Consider the following 20,315-nt stretch of genomic DNA (forward strand, 5'->3'; position numbering starts at 1 on the left):
CTATTTGGTCAGGATCAGTTTGTTATTTGATGTCAGGCGCAATCTGTATTCTTCCCCCTGATGAACAATGATGACCTCACGATCATTCCCCATCAGTTCATGCACCTGCATCTGCTTCACTGTTTCAGACTTTCCTGCATGTCCCGGTTCTTCTGCGATGTCGGACATCGCAAACTCCTTGTTGAATTGAATGTTATTAATAATGATTTGCATGTCTATAAGTTTGTTGCGAATGCAAGTCAAGTTCATTTCGTCAGGAGCACAAAGAAGGGTGATCAAAGTCACCCAGCAAAAAGGCACCCCGACTTGGCGCGAGGTGCCTTTTGCAAGCGACAAAATTTCTGGGATAATCAGTCGGTCAACCTAATCACCACCGATTTTTTTCGACGACCCTGCGCGCATCGACGCACAAAGCTGCACGGCTACCACCACAAACAGGAAGTAAAGTGCAACTTGCCAATCACCCAAAAGGTCATGCAATGCCCCAAACAAAACCGGACCAATGGCGGCAAACAGATAGCCCACCGATTGCGCCATGCCTGACAGTCGGGCAGAGGTCTGTGGATCCGCACCGCGCATGCCGACAAGGGTCAGGGCGATGCTGATCATGCTGCCTTGTCCAAGGCCCATACAAACCGCCCAAACATAAGGCAACTCGCTGGTGGCAAAGACAAAGCCCGGAATGGCGATGATCAACGGAATATGCAGAACCAGCATCGCCAGTTTCTTGTTGGCGATTTTCGAATAGATCAGTGGCGCGCCAAAGGCGGCCGGAATACCAAACACGTTAAACAGGGTCAGAAGGGTCGCAGCTTCGGCCTCGGAAATGCCGTGGTCGATGAAGACTTTGGCGACCCAGGCCGTGCCAGTATAGAACATCAGCGACTGACAACCAAAGAACAGGGCCAGCCACCAGGCTTCGACGTTTTTCCAAAGCGAAATGTGGGCAACCGGTGCCGGGGCTGCTCCGACATGGCGATAGCGTAACATCGGCAACCAGCAGACAAAGGCAATGGCGGCAAACACCGCCCAAACACCAAGCGACCAGCGCCAATCCCCATCCGCCGCATTTCGGATCGGGATCGAAACAAATGCCGCAATTGTCGCGCCACTTGACATGGTAAAGGTGTAAAGGGCGGTCACCAGCGCAACATGGGTCGGGAAACTGCGTCTTACCAGTGACGGGGTGAGAACATTCAAAACCGCAATGGCGGCACCCAGAATGATGGTCCCCACCACCATGACGTCATAGGCCCCGCTGGCCCTAAGCCCCTGCCCGATGGCAATGAACAGCAGCATGGTCAGAAGGGTCGCTTCCAGACCGAACTTCTGTCCCAGACGTGGCGCAAACATCGACAGCACCCCAAAGCTCAGAACCGGCAACGTGGTTAACAAACCAAGCTGCGTCCCCGAAAGCGACAGGTCGGTGCCAATGATTTCCGCCAACGGCCCCAGCCCGACAATGCTGCCGCGCATGTTGGCCGCCAGAAGCAGGATGGCCAGCAAAAAGCCGATATGTGCCCCAAGATGCTGAAAACCGCGGCTGGCATCAGGTGCTGGCTTCCCGTTCGGTGGCGTCTTGGCTGATGGGCCGACAGATGGGGGGGAATGCGGGGCGGGTTTGTCGGTCATTTTGGTGATCCGTGTTGGGTCGCGATGGTGGCGCGAACAGAACTTCAATTAGGCATTATTGCGCAAGGTTTTGCAGCTATACCGCAACAACACCCCACAAGACGCGCAGCGCAATTACGACAAACAGAACGGCAATGATCCGTTCGATCCAGGTAGCATGATCGCGCAACCATGGCAGTACAGCCCCATGCGACAATCCGATCGCCACAAGGCAATACCAGGCCGCATCAATAGCAGCTGCGGTAAAGGCCAACAGGAACTTACCGGCCCATTCGAATTCGGGCGAGACAAATTGACTGAAAAGGGCCAGGAAAAACAGGGCGATCTTGGGATTGAGAAACGCGATCATGAACCCGTCGCGTGCAGCCTGCAGGGTCGAACCCGTTACTTTCCCCGTCCCATCAACGTCAAACTTTGCACCTGCCTTTGCACCGCGCCACGCCTTAACGGCAAGCCAGGTCAGATACAACGCACCAAGGATGCTGACAGCATTATGAAAGACGGGCACAGTCTGAAACAGGATGCCAAGACCGGTCATGGTGATCACAGCATAAAAGCCGATCCCAAGCCCATGCGCCAGTGCGCAGGCAAAGCCAGCCTGACGGGAATGACCAACGGAATAGCGCAACACAACAGCCAGACTGGGACCCGGCGTCATCGCACCAAGAAGACAAATGGTTGCAACCGACAACCAGGCAGCGAAGCTCATGACGTTTCCTTTTGGTGGCGCAGGTTTGGTTCCTGCTTGGCATCATCGAAAGCTATCTGCTTGCCACAACCGTTTCAACGGAAATGAACTATCGCTATGATGCGCCTTCGCGCCACCCCGCCACCTGACCTCTGCATTTCGTAAAACACGGTTTTAAAACATGTTTTTGTTGCTCAAGAACGCCAACGTTTTCGCCCCGACCCCGCTTGGGATCAACGATATCCTGATCTGTGACGAAAAAATCGTCGCCATTGCCCCGGATCTGGTTGTTTCTGTTCCGGCAGAACTCAAAACCATTGATCTTGGTGGCAAGATGACCGTTCCCGGCTTTATCGACGGGCATGTGCATCTGATTGGTGGTGGCGGCGAGGGTGGCTTTGCCACACGTACGCCCGAAGTTGCGATTGGCAAACTGATCGAGGCCGGAATTACATCCGTTTGCGGCTTGCTCGGAACGGATGCAGCCACACGCCACATTGCCTCGCTTTACGCCAAGACCAAGGCGCTTCGTACCGAAGGCATTTCAGCCTGGTTCTTCACGGGCGGTTATCGCGTGCCCTCCCCGACACTGACCGGCAATATCGGGGATGACGTGACGTTTCTGGATGCCTGTATTGGTCTGAAAACGGCAATCTCCGATCACCGCAGCAGCCAAAGCACGGTTGACGAGCTGGCCCGCATCGCATCCCAATCTCGCATCGGCGGAATGACATCGGGCAAGGCCGGGTCTGTGGTCGTGCATCTGGGCGATGGCGACGGGCATTTTGATCCGTTACTGAGTGTGGTCGATCAAACCGAAATTCCGATTGGCCAATTCATCCCGACACATGTGAACCGCAAGCGCGCCTTGCTTGATGCGGCCAAACTCTGGGCAAAGCGTGGCGGCAATATCGACTTCACCACAGGCATTGACGCCGAACCCGACCCCAAGGGGGCAACAAAAACATCAACCAGCATTGCCGAATGCCTGGCCGATGGGGTGCCGCTTGAACGCATTTCCATGACATCGGATGGCAACGGGTCACTGCCGGATTTTGATACTGATGGCAATATGATCGGACTTTCAGTGGCTGGCTTTGAAACCGTCCCGCGCGAATTTGCCGATCTGATTGAAGTCGAAAAACTTGATATCCCAACCGCCCTTTCCCCGATAACGACGAACCCGGCACGCATGCTGGGACTGGCTGCTCGCAAAGGGCAAATCAAGGTCGGTCATGATGCCGATATCCTTGTTCTGGACGATGCATTGGCCCCTGATAGCGTCATTGCACGCGGAAAACCGGCCATGATTGGCAAGGAACGGCTTCTGCGGGGCACTTTCGAGGCCTAGCACGGCTTAATCCACTCTGGCTTAACGCGAAAACACGGTTTTTGGGCGCATAAAGCCGTATGAGTTGCCTTTTTATCGACATAACTGCCCCAAACCGCCCCCAATCCGGCCAAACTGCTTCCCGTTTTCTTTCGCAAGCTGTTGTTCATCAAAAAGGTCCGTGAATGACCACCTTAAACGAGCAAACGCGAAGGGATACGAGAGATGCGAAAGACAGCCACAATTCTTGTTGTTGCCAGTGCATTGGGACTGTCCGCATGCAGTGGATTGAGTGACCGGGATCAAAAGATGCTGAGCGGCGGTGCCATTGGTGCCGGCGTTGGCGCCGTCGGGACCGTCATAACCGGTGGATGCGTTACCTGTGGTGCTGCCATCGGTGGGGCCGTCGGCACGGGCGCAGGCTATATCATGCACGAAAACGAGAAGGCCCGAAAATGATGAAGCGGATCATTCTTCTTGCAGCGGCCCTTGGCTTGGCACTTCCTTTTGCAGCACCCGTCCCGGTGAAGGCAGATCCACCGTCCTGGGCGCCAGCACATGGTTATCGCGCCAAACAGAACAAAGGCCATTATCGCTATGGCAATGAGCTGTTTGTTTCCGATGGTGGTTTCCTGCGCTGCAATCGTGACGTGGTTGGCGCAATCATTGGTGGCGGTACCGGTGCTGTTCTTGGCTCAACCATCGGCAAGGGCAGTGGCCGGGATGCGGCCATGATTGGTGGTGCTATTCTTGGCATGCTAAGTGGTTATTCGATTGGTCGAAATCTGGACCGGGGCGATCTGGCATGCACAGGATATGCATTACAACGCGCGCCCGATGGTCAGACCGTCCGGTGGCAGAATCCCGATTCGGGTCGTAGCTACAATGTGGTTCCCACCAGCAGCTGGCGGAACGCAGAAGGACGCTATTGCCGCGAATACAGCGCAACCGCCAGAATTGGCGGAACCCTGCAGAAAACATATGGAACAGCATGCCGACAACCGGATGGTTCCTGGCAAATCGTGTCTTAGGAACGGCTTGGAACCGGCCAGTTTCCATATCGGGATATTCCCCGCATCAAGCCCGGCACTGCCGGGCTTTTTTGCGTTCAGCCCCAGACAAAGTCGAGATCTGAAATCGCTGTAATTCAATACCTTAAAGGTCTCCTATTTCCCGCTTTCGTTATTTGTTTTACGTTAACGTCACTTTGTATTACATTCTTGCCATAACCATAACAAGAATACCTGCTGACAGAGGGAGGCGTTCGTGGATGACATCCTCGAAACCGTAAAAGAAAAACTGCCGCAATTGCGCGGTTTGAATGCCGTGGTCGCCTTTGATTGCGGCGATGATGGACATATCGTAATCGATGCTACCGGTGATGAACCGGAAATCATCGATGATGACCTGTCCGATGCCGATTGCATCCTTAAAATCAAGAAAGCCAACCTCGAAAAGCTGATCGCTGGAAAGCTTGACCCGATGCTTGCCTTCACCATGGGCAAACTGAAGATCAAGGGGTCCATGGGCGTGGCAGCAAAGCTGTCATCGATGCTCGACTAATAAAGTCTCGATGATCCGTCTCACGAGGGAAGCATGCGCAATCGCATCTCGAAAAGCTGCATATCGGCCCTGATTGCCGGACTTGCGATCCATTATGCCGCACCATCGCTGGCGTCCGGATCGGAAATATTGAATTTCCGCGTCCTAAAGGACGGGGAACCGATCGGTTATGAAACCGTCGAAATCACGCCAACAGCAACAGGCCAAACCGTCACGGTCAAAACATTGACCAACGTGCAGGTGCTGTTTTTGAAGTTCCATTACGACCATCAACGCACCGAACAATGGCAGGACGGAAAGCTGGTCTCGGTCGAAACCACCACCAATGATGACGGCACGCACTACACCTGGCAGGCAAGCTATGACGCTGATTGTTACATGCTTTCCGGAAAGGGTGTCGGGAAACGTGATGCCTGTGACGCGGCCTGGCCGCTGACCCTGTGGCAAGAGAATGTCACAGGCAAAACCAATCTCTATAGCGTCATCAACGCAGAACCGTATGTCGTCAGGACAGATAAGGTTGGCAAAGAACCAGTCTTGATCGAAGCCGGGGAAACACCGGCAACCCGTTACACCATGTCGGGCGATGTAGAACGTGACCTTTGGTATGGCACCGACGGGAAATTGCTCAAAACGAGTTTCAAAAGAAAGGGTTACGACATCGACTTTATCCGAGTTGATGCGAATACCCTTCAAAAATAAAAGCGGGCGTTTTGAATCATAGATTTGAAGCGTTTTAAATTAAGGGAGAAACAGATGTCCTACTTCAAGAAGAGCTGCCTTTGGGGGGCAGCTTCGGGTACCGCACTTCTATGCGCGCTTGCCAGCGTTGGCACCGCTCACGCATCGGGTTTTCAGGTCCGCGAAACCAGCGGCACCCTTCAGGGTTCAAGCTTTGCCGGCATGACCACACTGTCAACAGACGCATCGACGATGTCCTATAACCCGGGCACGGTGGGCCAGTACAAAGAAACCAGCTATAGCGCTGGTATTACGGTCATTCGGCCGGTCGCGAAAGCAACCAACACCGTTGCAACTGATGGAACACTGACGTCCATTGCGCAGACCGGTGGCGGATACAAAGATATGGCACAGGATGCCGCAGTACCAAATGCCCATGCTGTCTGGACGCTTAACGACAACATTAACTTTGGTGTGTCCATCACAGCGCCTTGGGGCCTCGTTACGGACAATGATTCTGATTTTGCTGGCCGCTTCTTTGGCACGACATCAAAAATCAAGACAGTCAATATCAAGCCTGTCGTCGCATATCGTTTCGATAATGGCCTGAGCATTGGCGCCGGCCCGCAGGTTCAACGTTTCGAAGCATCGTTGAGCAAAGCTGTCGCGGCACTGGGCGGCGCAAAAGCGGAAGGCAACTCCACGGTTGAAGGTGACGACGTCGGCTATGGCTGGACTGCAGGCTTGAATTGGGAATTGACCGACGATACCCGTTTGGGCCTGTCATACAATTCCGAAGTCAAGCACAAGCTTAAAGGTGACATCAAGTTCGACAGTGCTGCCAAAGGGCTTGTGACGCCATACACTGATCGCAAGACAACTGCCAAGATCACAACTCCAGAAGCCATCGCTTTCGGTGCATCACATGACCTCAACGAACAGTGGACAGTCATGGGTGACGTCCAATGGACGAACTGGAATTCAGTAAAGGATCTGGTCTTCATCTATGACGGCCTTATCAACAGCTCGTTGGCAACAAGTAGCAGCACAACAGAGAACTATCACTGGGGTAGCTCATGGTTTGGAGCACTGGGTGCCCGATACCAGCATGACGAGAACTGGTCCTTTGCTGGCGGTTTCGCATATGACGAAACACCGATCAAAACACGGAACCGTAATGTACGCCTTCCAGACTCTGATCGTTACTGGGTGTCCTTTGGCGCAACATATGAGGCTGCCGACTGGGCAAACGTAACGCTTGGCTATACTCACATTTTTGCTGATGAAGCACGTGTCGATCATGCATCTTCGTCGCTTGGCAATTACTCTGCTGACTATGACGCCAAGGTCGACATCATCGCGCTGCAGGCGAAATTCAAGTTCTGATCTGCTATACTGTCCGGTGCGGGGTGCGATGGCGCACCGCATCGGGCGTCCCTTTTTTTGCCCGCAAAGTGACGTTAACGTAATGGAGTTAACGCAAGTGAACAAAGTGAACGTCCAAGAATCCCCGATCCTGCGCGATGGCGTCGACATCAGCTCGCCCGTCAAGACACGCCCGGTGCATGAGATTTTCGACAATGCAGCGGCACGGTTTCCGTTGCGCCCCTGTCTTGATTTTCTCGGCCGGATTTACGATTACAAAACCATCGCCGAACAGATTGATCGCGCTGCCGAAGGCTTCAAGCAGCTTGGTGTGCGCAAGGGTGACAAGGTGGGGCTATGCCTGCCCAACACGCCCTACTATGTGGTCTGCTATTACGCGATCCTGAAATGCGGCGGCGTGGTTGTGAATTTCAACCCGCTCTATGCCAAGCGCGAGATCGCCTATCAGATCGAGGATTCCGGTTGTCGCCTGATGGTGACCCTGAATCTAAAACAGATCTATCCCAAGGTTGCGGCCTGTCTGGATGAAACCTGCCTGAAGCGGATCGTTGTTTGTGAAATGAGCGACATCCTTCCGCCAGTCAAAAGTGTTCTGTTCTCACTGTTTAAGCGCAGCGAACTGGCCGATGTGCCGAACGACCTTCGCCACATTCCCTATTCACGGGTTCTCGGATGCAAACCGATTGATCGCGTGGTGGATATCAATGTCCATGATCTGGCCGTTCTGCAATATACAGGTGGCACAACCGGTCGGCCCAAGGGGGCAATGCTGACCCATGCCAACCTGAGTGCCAATGTTGATCAGCTAACGCGCTGGATGCCCGACGCCAAGCCGGGCCACGAAGTTACCCTGTGTGTTTTGCCATTCTTCCATGTCTTTGCCATGACAGTTGCGCTTAACACTTCGGTTAATCTGGGTGCGGAATTGGTTTTACAGCCGCGCTTTGAGCTAAGTTCCCTGATCAAGGCTTTGGACAAGAAAAAGGCCACCATTTTCCCCGGTGTTCCGACGATCTATACGGCGATCAACAACTCGGCGGAAACACTCAAATACGATCTATCTCACATCCGTTGCTGCATCTCAGGTGGTGCGCCGCTGCCGGTTGAAGTCAAACACCGGTTCGAGGAAATAACCGGCTCCAAAGTGGTCGAGGGGTACGGCCTGACCGAAGCCAGCCCGGTCTGCACCTGCAACCCGCTTAAGGGTGATAACAAGGAAGGCTCCATTGGTCGGCCATTGCCTGGCACCGAGATTGAAGTCCGGTCCCTCGATAGACCGGAACAGACCATGCCGCTTGGCGAGAAAGGCGAAGTTTGCATACGCGGTCCGCAAGTCATGCCCGGCTACTGGCAAAATGAAACGGCCACGGCCGAAACATTTGTAGATGGATGGCTGCGTACCGGTGACGTCGGCTATCAGGACGAGGACGGCTATACATTTCTTGTTGATCGCCTCAAGGACGTCATCCTGTGCAGCGGCTATAACGTTTATCCGCGTGCGATTGAGGAGGCACTTTATCTGCATGACCAGATCGCCGAAGTCACCTGCATCGGGGTGCCCGATCAGTATCGCGGACAGGCACCCAAGGCATTTGTTCGTTTGAAGGACGGCGTGACGGATGTCACGGCCCAAGACCTGCGGGCATTTCTTGACGACAAGATTTCAAGAATCGAGATGCCGCGCGAAATAGAAATCCGTGACGAACTTCCCAAAACCATGGTCGGCAAGCTGTCGAAAAAGGAATTGGTCGAGGAAGAAAGACAAAAGAGAGAAGAAAATACGGCTTAGTTGCAATGCGTTAGCGGCACGACACACACACTGAAAAAATATAAGTGACGTTAACGTAAATTAATTGACGTTTAGTGAAAAATATATACCATTAGGGGCGAATAATGACCAAAATTGACGAACGGTTTTATACCGTTCCCGAACTGGCTGGCGATCTTGGCATCACACCGCGCACCATTCGGTTTTACGAGCAAAAGGGGCTCTTGAACCCGCAACGTGCCGGCACAACCCGGGTGTATACCCGCCAGGATCGCGCCAAACTGCTCCTCATTTTGCGGGGCAAGCGACTGGGCTTCAGCCTGAAAGAGATCGCGGATTATCTTGATCTTTATGGCGCGGATCCCACCCAGGCAGAGCAGATCAAGATGCTTCTGGAACGCGTTCGGGAACGGATTTCTGACCTGGAGGAACAGCGTCAGGCACTGGACGTCACATTGGATGAATTGCGCGAAATCGAACATCAGTCGGTTGATGCGCTTAAAGAAAAGGGACTCGATCCGGCCCCGTAACAAGATCCCCGGATCAGAGGAAAGCTCAGGAAGGAAGACAAAGCCATGACCAACGCCGTAATTGCCGGATATGTCCGGTCACCCTTTACCCCGGCCCGTAAAGGGGCCCTTGCCAAGGTTCGTCCTGACGACCTTGCGGCACAGGTCGTCAAAGGTCTGGTCGAAAAGACCGGTATTGACCCCAACGCGATCGAGGATTTGATCCTTGGCTGCGCCTTCCCCGAGGGTGAACAGGGCTTCAACGTTGCCCGCCTGATCACTTTTATCGCTGGCCTGCCGCGTTCTGTTGGTGGTGTGACGGTCAACCGTTTCTGCGGTTCTTCGATGCAGTCGATCCATCAGGCGGCTGGCGCAATTGCGATCGGGGCTGGTGATGTCTTTATCTGTGCCGGCGTTGAAAGCATGACACGGGTTCCGATGATGGGCTTTAACCCGCTGCCCAATCCGGAACTTTATAAAGCCATGCCCGAGGCCTATATGGGCATGGGCGACACGGCCGAAAATGTTGCCGCCAAATACAGCCTGACCCGTGCTGATCAGGAAGCTTTTGCGGTCGAAAGCCACAAACGCGCCGCGAGCGCACAAGCGGCTGGCAAATTCACTGATGAAATCATCCCGATCCAGACCAAGGATGGTGTTGTTTCCGAAGATGGCTGCATCCGCGCAGAAACAACTGCCGAAGGCCTGGCCGACCTCAAACCGGCCTTTAAGGCAGACGGTGTTGTGACTGCTGGGACGTCGTCGCCGCTGACCGATGGTGCGTCGGCTGTTCTGGTGTGCTCCGAAGAATATGCCGCCAAAAACGGCCTGACGCCGATTGCACGCATCAAGTCGGTTGCGGTTGATGGCTGCTTACCGGAAATCATGGGGATTGGCCCGATTGGCGCATCGAAAAAGGCGCTTTCGCGGGCGGGCCTGACCTCGGCCGATATTGATGTCACCGAACTTAACGAGGCCTTCTCGTCCCAGGCCATGGCAAGCATTTCCGATCTGGGTCTGGATGGTGCCAAGGTCAATATTGATGGCGGTGCACTGGCAATTGGTCACCCGCTGGGTGCGACCGGGGCCCGTATCGTTGGCAAGGCCGCCGCAATCCTCAAACGTGATGGCGGCAAATATGCGCTGGCATCCCAGTGCATTGGCGGGGGTCAGGGGATCGCGACCATTCTGGAGGCGATGTAATGACCACCATCAAACAGGTCGCCGTTATTGGCGCCGGTGTTATGGGGGCGGGGATCGCTGCCCATATCGCCAACTCGGGGACACCCGTCCTGCTGCTTGATATCGTGCCCGAAGGGGCCAAAAACCGTAATGCGGTTACCGAGGGCGCGGTTGCCAAGATGCTGAAAACCGACCCGGCACCGTTTATGTCCAAACGGGTTGCCAAGCTGATCACGTGCGGCAATATCGAGGATGACCTTGATAAGATCGCCAAATGTGACTGGGTGATCGAAGCCGTTATTGAACGCCTTGATATCAAGCAGGATCTGTATCGCAAGATTGATGCGGTCCGTGCCAAGGGATCGGTGGTGTCATCAAACACATCGACCATTCCGCTCGCAACCCTGATTGACGGGATGGACGAAAGCTTCGCACAGGACTTCATCATTACCCACTTCTTCAACCCGCCGCGCTATATGCGCCTGCTGGAGCTGGTTGGATCAGGTGTCACCCGCGATGGTGTGATTGATGCAGTTGCCGATTTTGCTGATCGCAAACTGGGCAAGACCTGTGTCACCTGCCATGACGAACCGGGCTTTATCGCCAACCGTCTGGGCGTCTACTGGATTCAGGCCGCCATGGTTGAGGCCATGGACCGCAAACTGACGGTCGAAGAAGCCGACAGCGTCATTGGTCGCCCGTTTGGTATTCCCAAAACCGGCGTCTTTGGCCTGATGGATCTGGTGGGTCTTGATCTGATGCCCCATGTGCAATCAAGCATGGCCGGCCTTCTCGATAAATCCGATCCGTTCCATGCGATCTATCGCGAAAGCGAACTGGTCAGCAAACTGATTGCCGATGGTTATACCGGGCGCAAGGGCAAGGGTGGTTTTTACCGCCTGAACCGCGAAGGTGGTCAGAAGGTCAAGGAATCGGTGGATCTGCAAACCGGTGAATTCGCCAAATCCGAAAAGGCGCGTTTGGGCAGTGTCCGCGCCGCTGGCAAAGATCCGCGCAAGATGATGGAAGCATCTGACAAGGGTGGCCAATATGGCCGCGCTGTCATGGGCAAGACGCTGGCCTATGCGGCCTTTATTGCCGAGGCGGCTGCGAATTCCATCGTCGATGTCGATGATGCGATGAAGCTGGGTTATGCATGGAAAACTGGGCCGTTTGAACTGATTGATGCCATTGGCGTTGATGCCCTGATTTCGATGCTCGAAGAAGACGGCGTTGAAGTCCCGGCATTGCTGAAAAAGGCCGCAGGCAAGTCGTTCTACAAGGTCAAGGATGGTGAGCTTTATTACCTTGGCTTTGATGGCGAATATGCCAAGGTCACCCGCCCGGATGGCGTCATCCTGCTTGAAGATATCAAACGCAAATCCGAACGGGTTGCCGGCAACCGTGCAGCATCGCTTTGGGATATCGGTGATGGCGTTGCCTGCCTTGAATTCCATACCAAGATGAATGCGCTTGATTCCGATGTGCTTGGTGCGATCAAAACATCGATCCGGACTGTCAAAAAGCAGTTCAAGGCGATGGTCATCTATAACGAAGGCAGCAATTTCTCGGCAGGCGCCAACCTTGGTCTGGCCCTGTTTGCCGCCAATATCGCCGCCTGGCCAGAGATTGAAAACCTCGTTGAAACCGGTCAGGAAACCTACAAGGCGCTGAAATACTCGCCGTTCCCGGTCGTCGGTGCACCCAGCGGCCTTGCCCTTGGTGGCGGTTGTGAAGTCTTACTTCATTGTGATGCGGTTCAGGCTCACGGGGAAACCTATATCGGGCTGGTTGAGCCCGGCGTGGGTCTGATCCCGGCCTGGGGCGGGTGCAAGGAAATGATCCGTCGTTGGGCGGAAAATCCCAAATTCGTCAAAGGCCCGATGGCTCCAAGTGCCAAGGCGTTCGAGATCATCTCGGTTGCGACGGTCGCCAAATCGGCGATGGAGGCCAAGGAAAACCTGTTCTTCCGCGAAACTGACGGCATCACCATGAACCGCAACCGTTTGCTGGCCGATGCCAAGGAACGCGCACTTTCGATGGTCGACGGTTACGAGGCACCCGAAGAATTCACCTATCGCCTGCCGGGCGAAGCGGCGAGGGTTGCCTTTGAAATGGCGGTCGATGATTTCCATCGCCTTGGCAAGGCCACCGATTATGACCGCGTGGTCGCCGGTGAACTGGCAAAGGTTCTGGCCGGTGGTGACACCGACGTGACCGAGGAACTCTCCGAAGACGACATTCTTGAACTGGAACGCGAAGGCTTCATGCGTCTGGTCCGCAATGAAGGCACCATGGCCCGGGTTGAGCATATGCTGCTGACCGGCAAGCCGCTGCGAAACTGACCGGTCCGGGAGGAAACAGAAAATGGCTGAATATAAAGCACCCCTGCGCGACATGCGCTTCGTCCTGACCGAGCTGTTTGATTACAGCGATATCAACCAGATGCCCGGTTGCGAGGATTTTACGCCTGATGTGGTCGATGCCGTTCTCGAAGAGGCCGCGAAGGTCTGCGAAGAAGTCCTGTTCCCGATCAACCGGTCGGGCGACGAGGAAGGCTGCGCTTGGGATGACGGCGTCGTCACAACCCCCAAAGGCTTCAAGGAAGCCTACCAGACCTTTGCCGAAGGTGGCTGGACCGGGATTGCCTGTGATCCGAAATATGGCGGTCAGGGCGCGCCGAAATCCATCAATGCGCTGGTCGAGGAAATGATCTGTTCGACCAACCTGTCCTTTGGCATGTATCCGGGTCTGTCCTTTGGCGCCTATGCCGCCCTTCACAGCCACGCATCGGACGAACTCAAGGACAAATTCCTGCCCAAGATGGTCGAAGGCACCTGGTCGGGCACCATGTGTCTGACCGAACCGCATTGCGGTACCGATCTTGGCATCATCAAGACCAAGGCCGACCCCCTTGATGACGGGTCCTATGCGATTTCCGGCACCAAGATTTTCATCTCAGCCGGGGAACATGACCTGACGGAAAACATCATCCATCTGGTTCTGGCCAAGCTGCCTGACGCCCCAAGCGGCACCAAGGGCATTTCGCTGTTCCTTGTCCCGAAATTCATGGTGGGCGATGACGGATCACTTGGGGATCGCAACGCGGTCAAATGCGGTTCCATTGAACACAAGATGGGCATCAAGGCATCATCGACCTGTGTCATGAACTTTGATGGCGCGGTCGGCTATCTGGTCGGTGAACCCCATCAGGGCATGCCCGCCATGTTCACCATGATGAACCAGGAACGCCTTTCGGTTGGTATTCAGGGTCTTGGCCTTGGCGAAGCCGCCTATCAGGGTGCGCGTGCCTATGCCAAGGACCGCCTGCAGGGCCGTGCCCTAACCGGGGCAAAATCCCCCAACCAGCCTGCAGATTCCATCATCGTTCATCCCGATGTGCGGCGCATGTTGCTGACGGCAAAGGCCACCAATGAAGGCTGCCGGGCGATGGGCATGTGGGTGGCACGCGCACTTGATACTGCCAAACACCACGAAGATCCGGTCAAACGCGAAGAGGCTGACGAATTCGTTCAGCTGATGACCCCGATCGTCAAGGCGCTGTTCACCGACTGGGGCTTTGACAACACCAACCTTGGAGTTCAGGTCTTTGGCGGGCACGGCTATATCCGCGAATGGGGTATGGAACAATATGTCCGTGATGCCCGTATTGCCCAGATTTACGAAGGTACCAACGGCATTCAGGCGCTTGACCTTGTTGGCCGTAAAATGCCGACCAAGGCGGGGCGGTATCTGCGTCGTTTCTTCCATCCCGTGCAGGAATATATCGAAGCCAATGTCTCGAACGGCGACCTTGGCGAATATGTCCAGCCACTTGCCAAGGCCTTCATGCGCCTGCAACAGGCCACTGGCGAACTGGCCCAGCGCGGGATGAAAAACCCCGATGAAGCCGGTGCCGCCGCCACGGAATTCCTACGTTTGTTTGGTCTGGTTGCCGTCGGCTTCATGTGGGCCCGGATGGCGGAAATCGCACTCGCCAAACAGGGCGATGACGAAGACGGTTTCTATAAGGGCAAGCTGATCACGGCCAAGTTCTATATGGAACGTGTGCTTCCGCAATCAGGTGCCCTGTTCAGTCAGATCATGTCGGGATCCTCGACCATGATGGAACTGGACGAGGAGCTTTTCTGATCATGGCTGTGGGCCGCATGCATAAAGACCCGTCACCCGGATACGGAGCATTGTCGTGAACCTGATTTTCCGACTGATCCGCGTGGTGATCCTGTCCCTGTTGCGGCCCCGCCTGCATCCACTTGATCCGTCGACCCTGCATTTCCGGGCCTGGCCGCTGGATCTCGATATCAATGTGCATATGACAAATTCACGCTATTTCGCATTGATGGATCTGGGGCGAACCGAACTGATCATGCGCAACGGCATTGCCAGACAGATGATCAAACGCAAATGGCAACCGGTCGTGTCAGGGTCGACCATGCGCTTCAAACGCGCGATCAAACCGTTTCAGAAATTCAGCATCGAAACGCAGGCGCTCTATTGGGATGAAAAGGGGTTCTATCTTGAACAACGCTTTGTCTCGCGCGGAAAAACACTGGCCCTTGGCGTGGTAAAGGCGGTCTTTGTCGGCCCTGATGGCATCGTTGCGCCGGACGTTATCTGTCGGATGGTGGGCGCCGATGAAACGTCCCCTTCCATGCCCGACTGGCTTGCCGGATGGCCCGATATGGAAACCGCGATTGAAGCGCGATTGGCGATTTAACACACACCAGAAACCGGAAAACCGGAAAACCGGGACAAAGGCGGAAAACCCGCAGAGGAGGAAACACCATGGCATCCGATGACGCTGTATTGCTCTACATCACCGATGCGGTCGCAACCATTACGCTCAACCGCCCGGATCGCATGAATGCCCTGGATCAGGCAATGGTCAGTGGATTGTCTGCCGCCATGGACAAGATCGAAGCCAACATTTCCGATATCGGGGCTGTCATCATCGAAGGATCAGGCGGCACGTTCATGGCCGGTGGCGATGTGAAGTTCTTCCATCAGGTGTCAAAAGGCCCCGTCGAAGACGCCAGATCCCTGATCGACGCCTTGATTGATCGGGTTCATGACATCGTTTTGCGCATCAATGCCCTGCCCCGCCCGGTGATTGCCAAACTTGATGGGGCGGTTGCCGGTTTTGGCATCAGCCTGATGAATGCCTGTGATTTGGCAATTGCCACCGAAGACACCGTTTTCACGCTGGCCTACATCCATATCGGCACCTCACCCGATGGCGGTGCGACCCATTCGCTCCCCCGATTGGTCGGCATGAAAAAGGCCAAGGAAATCGCCCTGCTTGGTGATCGGTTTGGCGCAGATGAAGCCCTTGATTGCGGCCTGATCAACAAGGTCGTCCCGGCCGATCTGCTGGCATCAGTTACCGCAAAACACGCCACCCGACTGGCTACTGGCCCGCGCGATGCGATTGCGCGCACCAAGGCATTGCTGAATGCCGCCCCCGAGGCCGATCTGCAAACGCAACTGAAAGCCGAAGCCAAATCATTTGGCGATTGCGCCACGAGTGCTGATTTCCGCGAAGGTGTCGCTGCCTTTGTCGAAAAACGCACGCCACGTTTTGGCAAACCATAAGAAGAATTCAGGGAAGAATTTGATGACGAGTCTTAAAGGCAAAACACTGTTTATCACCGGCGCTTCGCGTGGCATCGGCAAGGAAATTGCCCTGCGTGCGGCCCGCGATGGGGCCAATGTCGCGATCATTGCCAAGACCGACCAACCGCATCCGAAATTGCCCGGCACCATCCACAGTGCAGCCGCCGAGATCGAGAAAGCTGGTGGCAAGGCACTGGCCCTTAAAACCGACATTCGCGATGAAGACCAGATTGCCATGGCGGTTGCCAAAACCGTGGAGACGTTTGGCGGGATCGATATCCTGATCAACAATGCCAGCGCGATCAATCTGACCCCGACGCTGGAAACCCCGATGAAGCGGTTTGACCTGATGCATCAGGTCAATACCCGTGCGAGCTTTGCCTGTGCACAGGCCTGCCTGCCGCACCTTCTGAAATCGGACAATCCGCACATCCTGACCATGTCACCACCGCCCAACCTGTCGCCGCAGTGGTTTGCCAATCACACGGCCTATACGATTTCAAAATACGGCATGAGCCTGATCACCCTTGGTCTGGCCGCGGAATTTGCTGATCAGGGTGTGGCCGTCAATTCGCTTTGGCCCGTCACGGTAATTGAAACAGCAGCGCTAAACATGATCCCCGGCCTTGAACAGGGCCGGGCGCGCACGCCACAAATCCTGGCCGATGCGGCCCATACGATCCTGACCGCACCCGCACGTGATGTCACGGGCGGCTTCTTTACCGATGAAAGCGTGTTGGAGGCCATCGGCATCAGCGATTTCGAACACTACAACCTGACACCGGGCAAACCACCCTATCCGGACTTCTTCCTTGAGCTTGACCGCAACGGAAAGAACGATCCGCAGGTTGCAAAACTGCTTACGAAACTGGGCCGCTTTCACAAAGCAGCCTGACCGTCATGGCGCCGGGGAAGTGTGTGCCTCGGCGTCTTGTAGGGGCCTGATTTTACGGCTGTGGATGATCTGCACTGGAAATCGGGCTCTCTCGCCCGCTGAACTCAACCCGCCCTTTGTGGCGGGTTCTTTTTTGCCCGAACATCATGGATGCCGCACACATAAAGGCACCGCCACAGGGGAGAATGGCGGTGCCGCCTTCGCGATGACGCTAGACATTGAGGGAAATGATGGAAAAGCGTGAAGCGAAGGAATGGTTATTTATCGGAGGTCAGGAAGCGCGACGTTCCAGTGACTGACGCGGCATTTCACAAGCGACAAGACTTGGTGTCGGCAACATCATCTGCACCGAAAGCGCCATACTAAGATCGCGGTGGTCGCGTTTGGTATCAAGGAAATGTTCCGACCAGATGCCATCACGGTTGGCCGACAGAAAAGCGCAGCGCAGCATGGAAAAACGGTTTGAGCCATGGCAGTCATGTTCACCCGTGACCTCTGCAAACCAACCGGCAATCGCGTCATGGGCGGCTTGATCGAGAATGTCCTGCATGCTGGCCCGATCATTGGCCGCAATGCTGTCTTCTGCCAGTGCCTGACGAAGCGCGTTGATCATGCGCTGACTGGCCGGCAGGGCACTGACACCAAACGAGCGCAGCCACGCATGTGCCGTATCCTCGATCAGGCGCGTCATCGCCGCTGATTCAAACGCAGCATAGCTGAAACCCTTTGATGCAACGGTCATGTCAGTCATTCGTTTGGCCCTCCGGGCGGTGAACAGTCAGCAGTACTTAACGATTGATTAAGGATAAGGATCGCTGAAAAAACGCGGGATAATTTGCTTGAAACTGGGCGTTTTTGTGGCGTGCAAAATCTTTTTAAAACAACCCACTATCTTGACGGTTTCGGGTCCTTGACCGTCACGTGATCGCGCCCTGCCATGATCTGGTCAAGCGGTTTGACCGGCCATGACAGGATCAGGAGTTTTTCATCACGCGTCAGGCTTTCAACGCCAAGCCGCGCAAGCTTTTCATAGATGATCCCTATTTCGATCGCGGTCCGCGCATCCGGCTTGCGTACCGGCAACAAAGCCGAGTGCAACGCATTGGCGTAGGGATCTTCGATCAGGCGCAGCAACCCGTCTTTGACATCGTCATCACCGCTTTCGGCATTGATGCGGGCCAATGCGCGAAGCTCTTCGGGGCTGTCATATTCTTCGGGGGTTACAAAAAGCTTCATCCGGCGTGCCGCCTTCCCGATGGCAAGGCTGCTGGAATAATGGGTCAGCCAGGGCGACAGAACCAGACCCGCCAGAATGGGCGACAGCCACCAGAAGAATGCCGTATCCACAAAAACAGCAACCGCCCCCCAGACCAGACCAAGCATGATAATGGCGCGATGGGTTTTAAGAGCAGCCTTGAAAGGCACCCCGGCGTCATCACGTTCCTGCGCATCCCAACCGACCTGATTACCGGTCAGGACGGAAAACACGAACTGCGAATGCAGCATCATCATGATCGGGGCCTGAAGCGCCGAATACAGGGTTTCAAGCATGCCACTGGCCAGCACCATCACCCCGCCATACTGCTTGCGATCACGCCCCAGACACACCATCAGGATCGAGATGATCTTGGGCAAAACCAGCATGCCGATGGTAAAGACCAGCAACACCAGCATCTCAAACGACCGGTCCACCGGCCATTGCGGGAACATGGTGAACTGACCGGGGAAGAAGCTATAGGTCAGCTGGGTGTTCTGAAGTGTCGCAATCGTCGAGCTTAGCAACAGCAAAAGCCAAAGCGGCGATGACACAAAGCTCATCACCCCCATAAAGAAATGCAGGCGGCTAAGGGGCTTGAAACCAGGCGCAACCATCAGACGCGCGTGTTGCATATTGCCCTGACACCAGCGTCGGTCACGGATGGCAAAATCAATCAGGTTGGGCGGCAATTCTTCCCAACTGCCTTCAAGCTGCGGGATCAGCCAGCATCGCCAACCGGCCTTGCGCATAAAGGCGGCCTCGACGAAATCGTGGCTCAGGATGTGTCCGCCCATCGGCGGTTTGCCCGAAAGCACCGGCAGGCCACAGCATTCAATAAACGCCTTGGTGCGAATAATCGCGTTATGGCCCCAATAGTTCGAACTGCCCATGCACCAGAATGACAGACCCGCGGACATGGTCGGGCCATGCACGCGCGAAATGAACTGCAGAATGCGGGCAAACAGGGTCTGGCGACCGGTTGGCTGCGGCGGGCTTTGAATGATCCCGGCATCCGGGTTGTTTTCCATCAGATAGGCCATATTGACCATGGCCTCGCCCGACATGACGCTGTCGGCGTCAAAGACGATCATGTGATCGTAATTTGCCGCATAGGTCTCGCAGAATTCCTTGAGGTTGCCGGACTTGCGTTCGGTGTTCTCAGCCCGGCGGCGGAAGAAAATCTTGCCCCGTGCATTCAGATCCGAACACGCCTTGGCCCATGCCATTTCCTCGGCAATCCAGATGTCTGGATCGCGCGTGTCTGACAGGACAAAGAAATGAAATGCATCAAGCTCGCCGGTTGCGACCAGACTTTCATAGCTTGCACGCAATCCGGCAAAGACGCGGTTGGGATCTTCGTTATAAACCGGGATCACCACAACGTTCTTCGATCGCAAACGACCCTTGCGCACAATGGGTTTAAGCCGTTTGAGCGTGATCGCATCAAGTTTAAGTCCACGCAAAACCAGTCCGACAATCCCGGTAAAGAAGGACAGCGAAATCCAGGCGAAGTTGATGGCAAAGAACGCCACCACCACCATTTCCATGATGGTCAGCTGATCCGCACCCAGAACATCGGTCATCAACCACGCCGCATAGGCTGTCGCCGCAATTGATGCACCAAACAGGAAGAAACGTCGCGCCCCGACGCCGGGCCCACGCAGTTTCACCGTCGGATCACAAAACGCGTCATCAAACCCGTCTGCGGGCGCAGTTCCTTTGGCTGGGGTGTTGGCGGCTTCTGTCATCTGGCTTGTCCGGGGTTATCTGTTTCTGGCAATGCGCGGTG

19 protein-coding genes are annotated in these 20,315 nt (G+C 55.1%); 14 read left to right on the plus strand and 5 right to left on the minus strand.

Annotation, left to right across the window (positions count from 1 at the left end; all coding sequences use genetic code 11):
- The 3 genes from hemP to AUQ43_RS14600 all read right to left on the minus strand — a co-directional run bounded on the left by hemP (nucleotide 1) and on the right by AUQ43_RS14600 (nucleotide 2,341).
- The gene (hemP, locus tag AUQ43_RS20640) at nucleotides 1–168 is read right to left on the minus strand and encodes a hemin uptake protein HemP (RefSeq protein WP_084272143.1); all 168 of its coding nucleotides are present in this window, start codon (nucleotides 166–168) and stop codon (nucleotides 1–3) included.
- Between the two features lie 195 nt (nucleotides 169–363).
- The gene (locus AUQ43_RS14595) at nucleotides 364–1,632 is read right to left on the minus strand and encodes an MFS transporter (RefSeq protein WP_062956933.1); all 1,269 of its coding nucleotides are present in this window, start codon (nucleotides 1,630–1,632) and stop codon (nucleotides 364–366) included.
- A gap of 76 nt (nucleotides 1,633–1,708) precedes the next feature.
- On the minus strand, nucleotides 1,709–2,341 hold the full coding sequence (locus AUQ43_RS14600) for a LysE family translocator (protein WP_062956934.1): 633 nt from the start codon (nucleotides 2,339–2,341) through the stop codon (nucleotides 1,709–1,711).
- 160 nt (nucleotides 2,342–2,501) lie between these two features.
- On the opposite strand from AUQ43_RS14600, the gene iadA reads away from it, so the two are divergent.
- From iadA to AUQ43_RS14670, 14 genes are all read left to right on the plus strand, one after another.
- Nucleotides 2,502–3,671 (plus strand): beta-aspartyl-peptidase, encoded by a 1,170-nt coding sequence (iadA, locus tag AUQ43_RS14605; protein ID WP_062956935.1) that lies wholly within the window; start codon nucleotides 2,502–2,504, stop codon nucleotides 3,669–3,671.
- A 204-nt stretch (nucleotides 3,672–3,875) separates the two neighbouring features.
- Nucleotides 3,876–4,109, plus strand: a complete 234-nt coding sequence (locus AUQ43_RS14610) for a hypothetical protein (RefSeq protein WP_062956936.1) — start codon at nucleotides 3,876–3,878, stop codon at nucleotides 4,107–4,109.
- Nucleotides 4,106–4,681 carry an RT0821/Lpp0805 family surface protein gene (locus AUQ43_RS14615; RefSeq protein WP_062956937.1) on the plus strand — a complete coding sequence of 192 codons (576 nt, stop codon included), beginning with the start codon at nucleotides 4,106–4,108 and terminating at the stop codon, nucleotides 4,679–4,681. Before AUQ43_RS14610 ends, AUQ43_RS14615 begins: the two co-directional genes overlap by 4 nt.
- Nucleotides 4,682–4,916: 235 nt before the next feature.
- Entirely contained in the window at nucleotides 4,917–5,213 is a 297-nt protein-coding gene (locus tag AUQ43_RS14620) for an SCP2 sterol-binding domain-containing protein (protein WP_062956938.1), read from the plus strand.
- A 33-nt stretch (nucleotides 5,214–5,246) separates the two neighbouring features.
- Nucleotides 5,247–5,915, plus strand: coding sequence for a DUF6134 family protein (locus tag AUQ43_RS14625; RefSeq protein WP_062956939.1), 669 nt, complete (start codon nucleotides 5,247–5,249; stop codon nucleotides 5,913–5,915).
- Between the two features lie 54 nt (nucleotides 5,916–5,969).
- Complete coding sequence (locus AUQ43_RS14630; protein WP_062956940.1) at nucleotides 5,970–7,280, plus strand: OmpP1/FadL family transporter; 1,311 nt, start codon at nucleotides 5,970–5,972, stop codon at nucleotides 7,278–7,280.
- Nucleotides 7,281–7,377: 97 nt separating this feature from the next.
- Nucleotides 7,378–9,069: a long-chain fatty acid--CoA ligase gene (locus AUQ43_RS14635; protein WP_062957343.1), complete on the plus strand. Its 1,692-nt coding sequence runs from the start codon at nucleotides 7,378–7,380 to the stop codon at nucleotides 9,067–9,069.
- Between the two features lie 104 nt (nucleotides 9,070–9,173).
- Nucleotides 9,174–9,578: a MerR family DNA-binding transcriptional regulator gene (locus AUQ43_RS14640; protein WP_062956941.1), complete on the plus strand. Its 405-nt coding sequence runs from the start codon at nucleotides 9,174–9,176 to the stop codon at nucleotides 9,576–9,578.
- Between the two features lie 45 nt (nucleotides 9,579–9,623).
- Complete coding sequence (locus tag AUQ43_RS14645) at nucleotides 9,624–10,760, plus strand: thiolase family protein (RefSeq protein ID WP_062956942.1); 1,137 nt, start codon at nucleotides 9,624–9,626, stop codon at nucleotides 10,758–10,760.
- Nucleotides 10,760–13,084, plus strand: coding sequence for a 3-hydroxyacyl-CoA dehydrogenase/enoyl-CoA hydratase family protein (locus tag AUQ43_RS14650; RefSeq protein WP_062956943.1), 2,325 nt, complete (start codon nucleotides 10,760–10,762; stop codon nucleotides 13,082–13,084). The genes AUQ43_RS14645 and AUQ43_RS14650 overlap by 1 nt, the downstream gene beginning before the upstream one ends.
- A 22-nt stretch (nucleotides 13,085–13,106) precedes the next feature.
- Nucleotides 13,107–14,891 carry an acyl-CoA dehydrogenase C-terminal domain-containing protein gene (locus AUQ43_RS14655; RefSeq protein WP_062956944.1) on the plus strand — a complete coding sequence of 595 codons (1,785 nt, stop codon included), beginning with the start codon at nucleotides 13,107–13,109 and terminating at the stop codon, nucleotides 14,889–14,891.
- A 55-nt stretch (nucleotides 14,892–14,946) separates the two neighbouring features.
- Nucleotides 14,947–15,477: an acyl-CoA thioesterase gene (locus AUQ43_RS14660; RefSeq protein WP_062956945.1), complete on the plus strand. Its 531-nt coding sequence runs from the start codon at nucleotides 14,947–14,949 to the stop codon at nucleotides 15,475–15,477.
- A gap of 68 nt (nucleotides 15,478–15,545) precedes the next feature.
- On the plus strand, nucleotides 15,546–16,352 hold the full coding sequence (locus AUQ43_RS14665) for an enoyl-CoA hydratase/isomerase family protein (protein WP_062956946.1): 807 nt from the start codon (nucleotides 15,546–15,548) through the stop codon (nucleotides 16,350–16,352).
- Between the two features lie 22 nt (nucleotides 16,353–16,374).
- On the plus strand, nucleotides 16,375–17,268 hold the full coding sequence (locus AUQ43_RS14670; RefSeq protein WP_062956947.1) for an NAD(P)-dependent oxidoreductase: 894 nt from the start codon (nucleotides 16,375–16,377) through the stop codon (nucleotides 17,266–17,268).
- Between the two features lie 271 nt (nucleotides 17,269–17,539).
- Here AUQ43_RS14670 and AUQ43_RS14675 read toward each other — a convergent pair whose 3' ends face one another.
- Nucleotides 17,540–18,019, minus strand: coding sequence for a hypothetical protein (locus AUQ43_RS14675; RefSeq protein ID WP_062956948.1), 480 nt, complete (start codon nucleotides 18,017–18,019; stop codon nucleotides 17,540–17,542).
- Nucleotides 18,020–18,156: 137 nt separating this feature from the next.
- Entirely contained in the window at nucleotides 18,157–20,274 is a 2,118-nt protein-coding gene (mdoH, locus tag AUQ43_RS14680; RefSeq protein ID WP_062956949.1) for a glucans biosynthesis glucosyltransferase MdoH, read from the minus strand.
- Between the last annotated feature and the right edge of the window lie 41 nt (nucleotides 20,275–20,315).

The organism is Thalassospira sp. MCCC 1A01148 (assembly GCF_001613795.1).
GTDB lineage: Bacteria > Pseudomonadota > Alphaproteobacteria > Rhodospirillales > Thalassospiraceae > Thalassospira.

Coding starts and splice junctions, on each gene's coding strand:
- AUQ43_RS14665 (WP_062956946.1), top strand. CDS start 15,546: ATGGCATCCGATGACGCTGTATTGCTCTACATCACCGATGCGGTCGCA.
- AUQ43_RS14650 (WP_062956943.1), top strand. CDS start 10,760: ATGACCACCATCAAACAGGTCGCCGTTATTGGCGCCGGTGTTATGGGG.
- AUQ43_RS14640 (WP_062956941.1), top strand. CDS start 9,174: ATGACCAAAATTGACGAACGGTTTTATACCGTTCCCGAACTGGCTGGC.
- AUQ43_RS14655 (WP_062956944.1), top strand. CDS start 13,107: ATGGCTGAATATAAAGCACCCCTGCGCGACATGCGCTTCGTCCTGACC.
- AUQ43_RS14675 (WP_062956948.1), bottom strand. CDS start 18,019: ATGACTGACATGACCGTTGCATCAAAGGGTTTCAGCTATGCTGCGTTT.
- AUQ43_RS14595 (WP_062956933.1), bottom strand. CDS start 1,632: ATGACCGACAAACCCGCCCCGCATTCCCCCCCATCTGTCGGCCCATCA.
- AUQ43_RS14670 (WP_062956947.1), top strand. CDS start 16,375: ATGACGAGTCTTAAAGGCAAAACACTGTTTATCACCGGCGCTTCGCGT.
- hemP (WP_084272143.1), bottom strand. CDS start 168: ATGTCCGACATCGCAGAAGAACCGGGACATGCAGGAAAGTCTGAAACA.
- AUQ43_RS14615 (WP_062956937.1), top strand. CDS start 4,106: ATGATGAAGCGGATCATTCTTCTTGCAGCGGCCCTTGGCTTGGCACTT.
- mdoH (WP_062956949.1), bottom strand. CDS start 20,274: ATGACAGAAGCCGCCAACACCCCAGCCAAAGGAACTGCGCCCGCAGAC.
- AUQ43_RS14625 (WP_062956939.1), top strand. CDS start 5,247: ATGCGCAATCGCATCTCGAAAAGCTGCATATCGGCCCTGATTGCCGGA.
- iadA (WP_062956935.1), top strand. CDS start 2,502: ATGTTTTTGTTGCTCAAGAACGCCAACGTTTTCGCCCCGACCCCGCTT.
- AUQ43_RS14630 (WP_062956940.1), top strand. CDS start 5,970: ATGTCCTACTTCAAGAAGAGCTGCCTTTGGGGGGCAGCTTCGGGTACC.
- AUQ43_RS14610 (WP_062956936.1), top strand. CDS start 3,876: ATGCGAAAGACAGCCACAATTCTTGTTGTTGCCAGTGCATTGGGACTG.
- AUQ43_RS14645 (WP_062956942.1), top strand. CDS start 9,624: ATGACCAACGCCGTAATTGCCGGATATGTCCGGTCACCCTTTACCCCG.
- AUQ43_RS14600 (WP_062956934.1), bottom strand. CDS start 2,341: ATGAGCTTCGCTGCCTGGTTGTCGGTTGCAACCATTTGTCTTCTTGGT.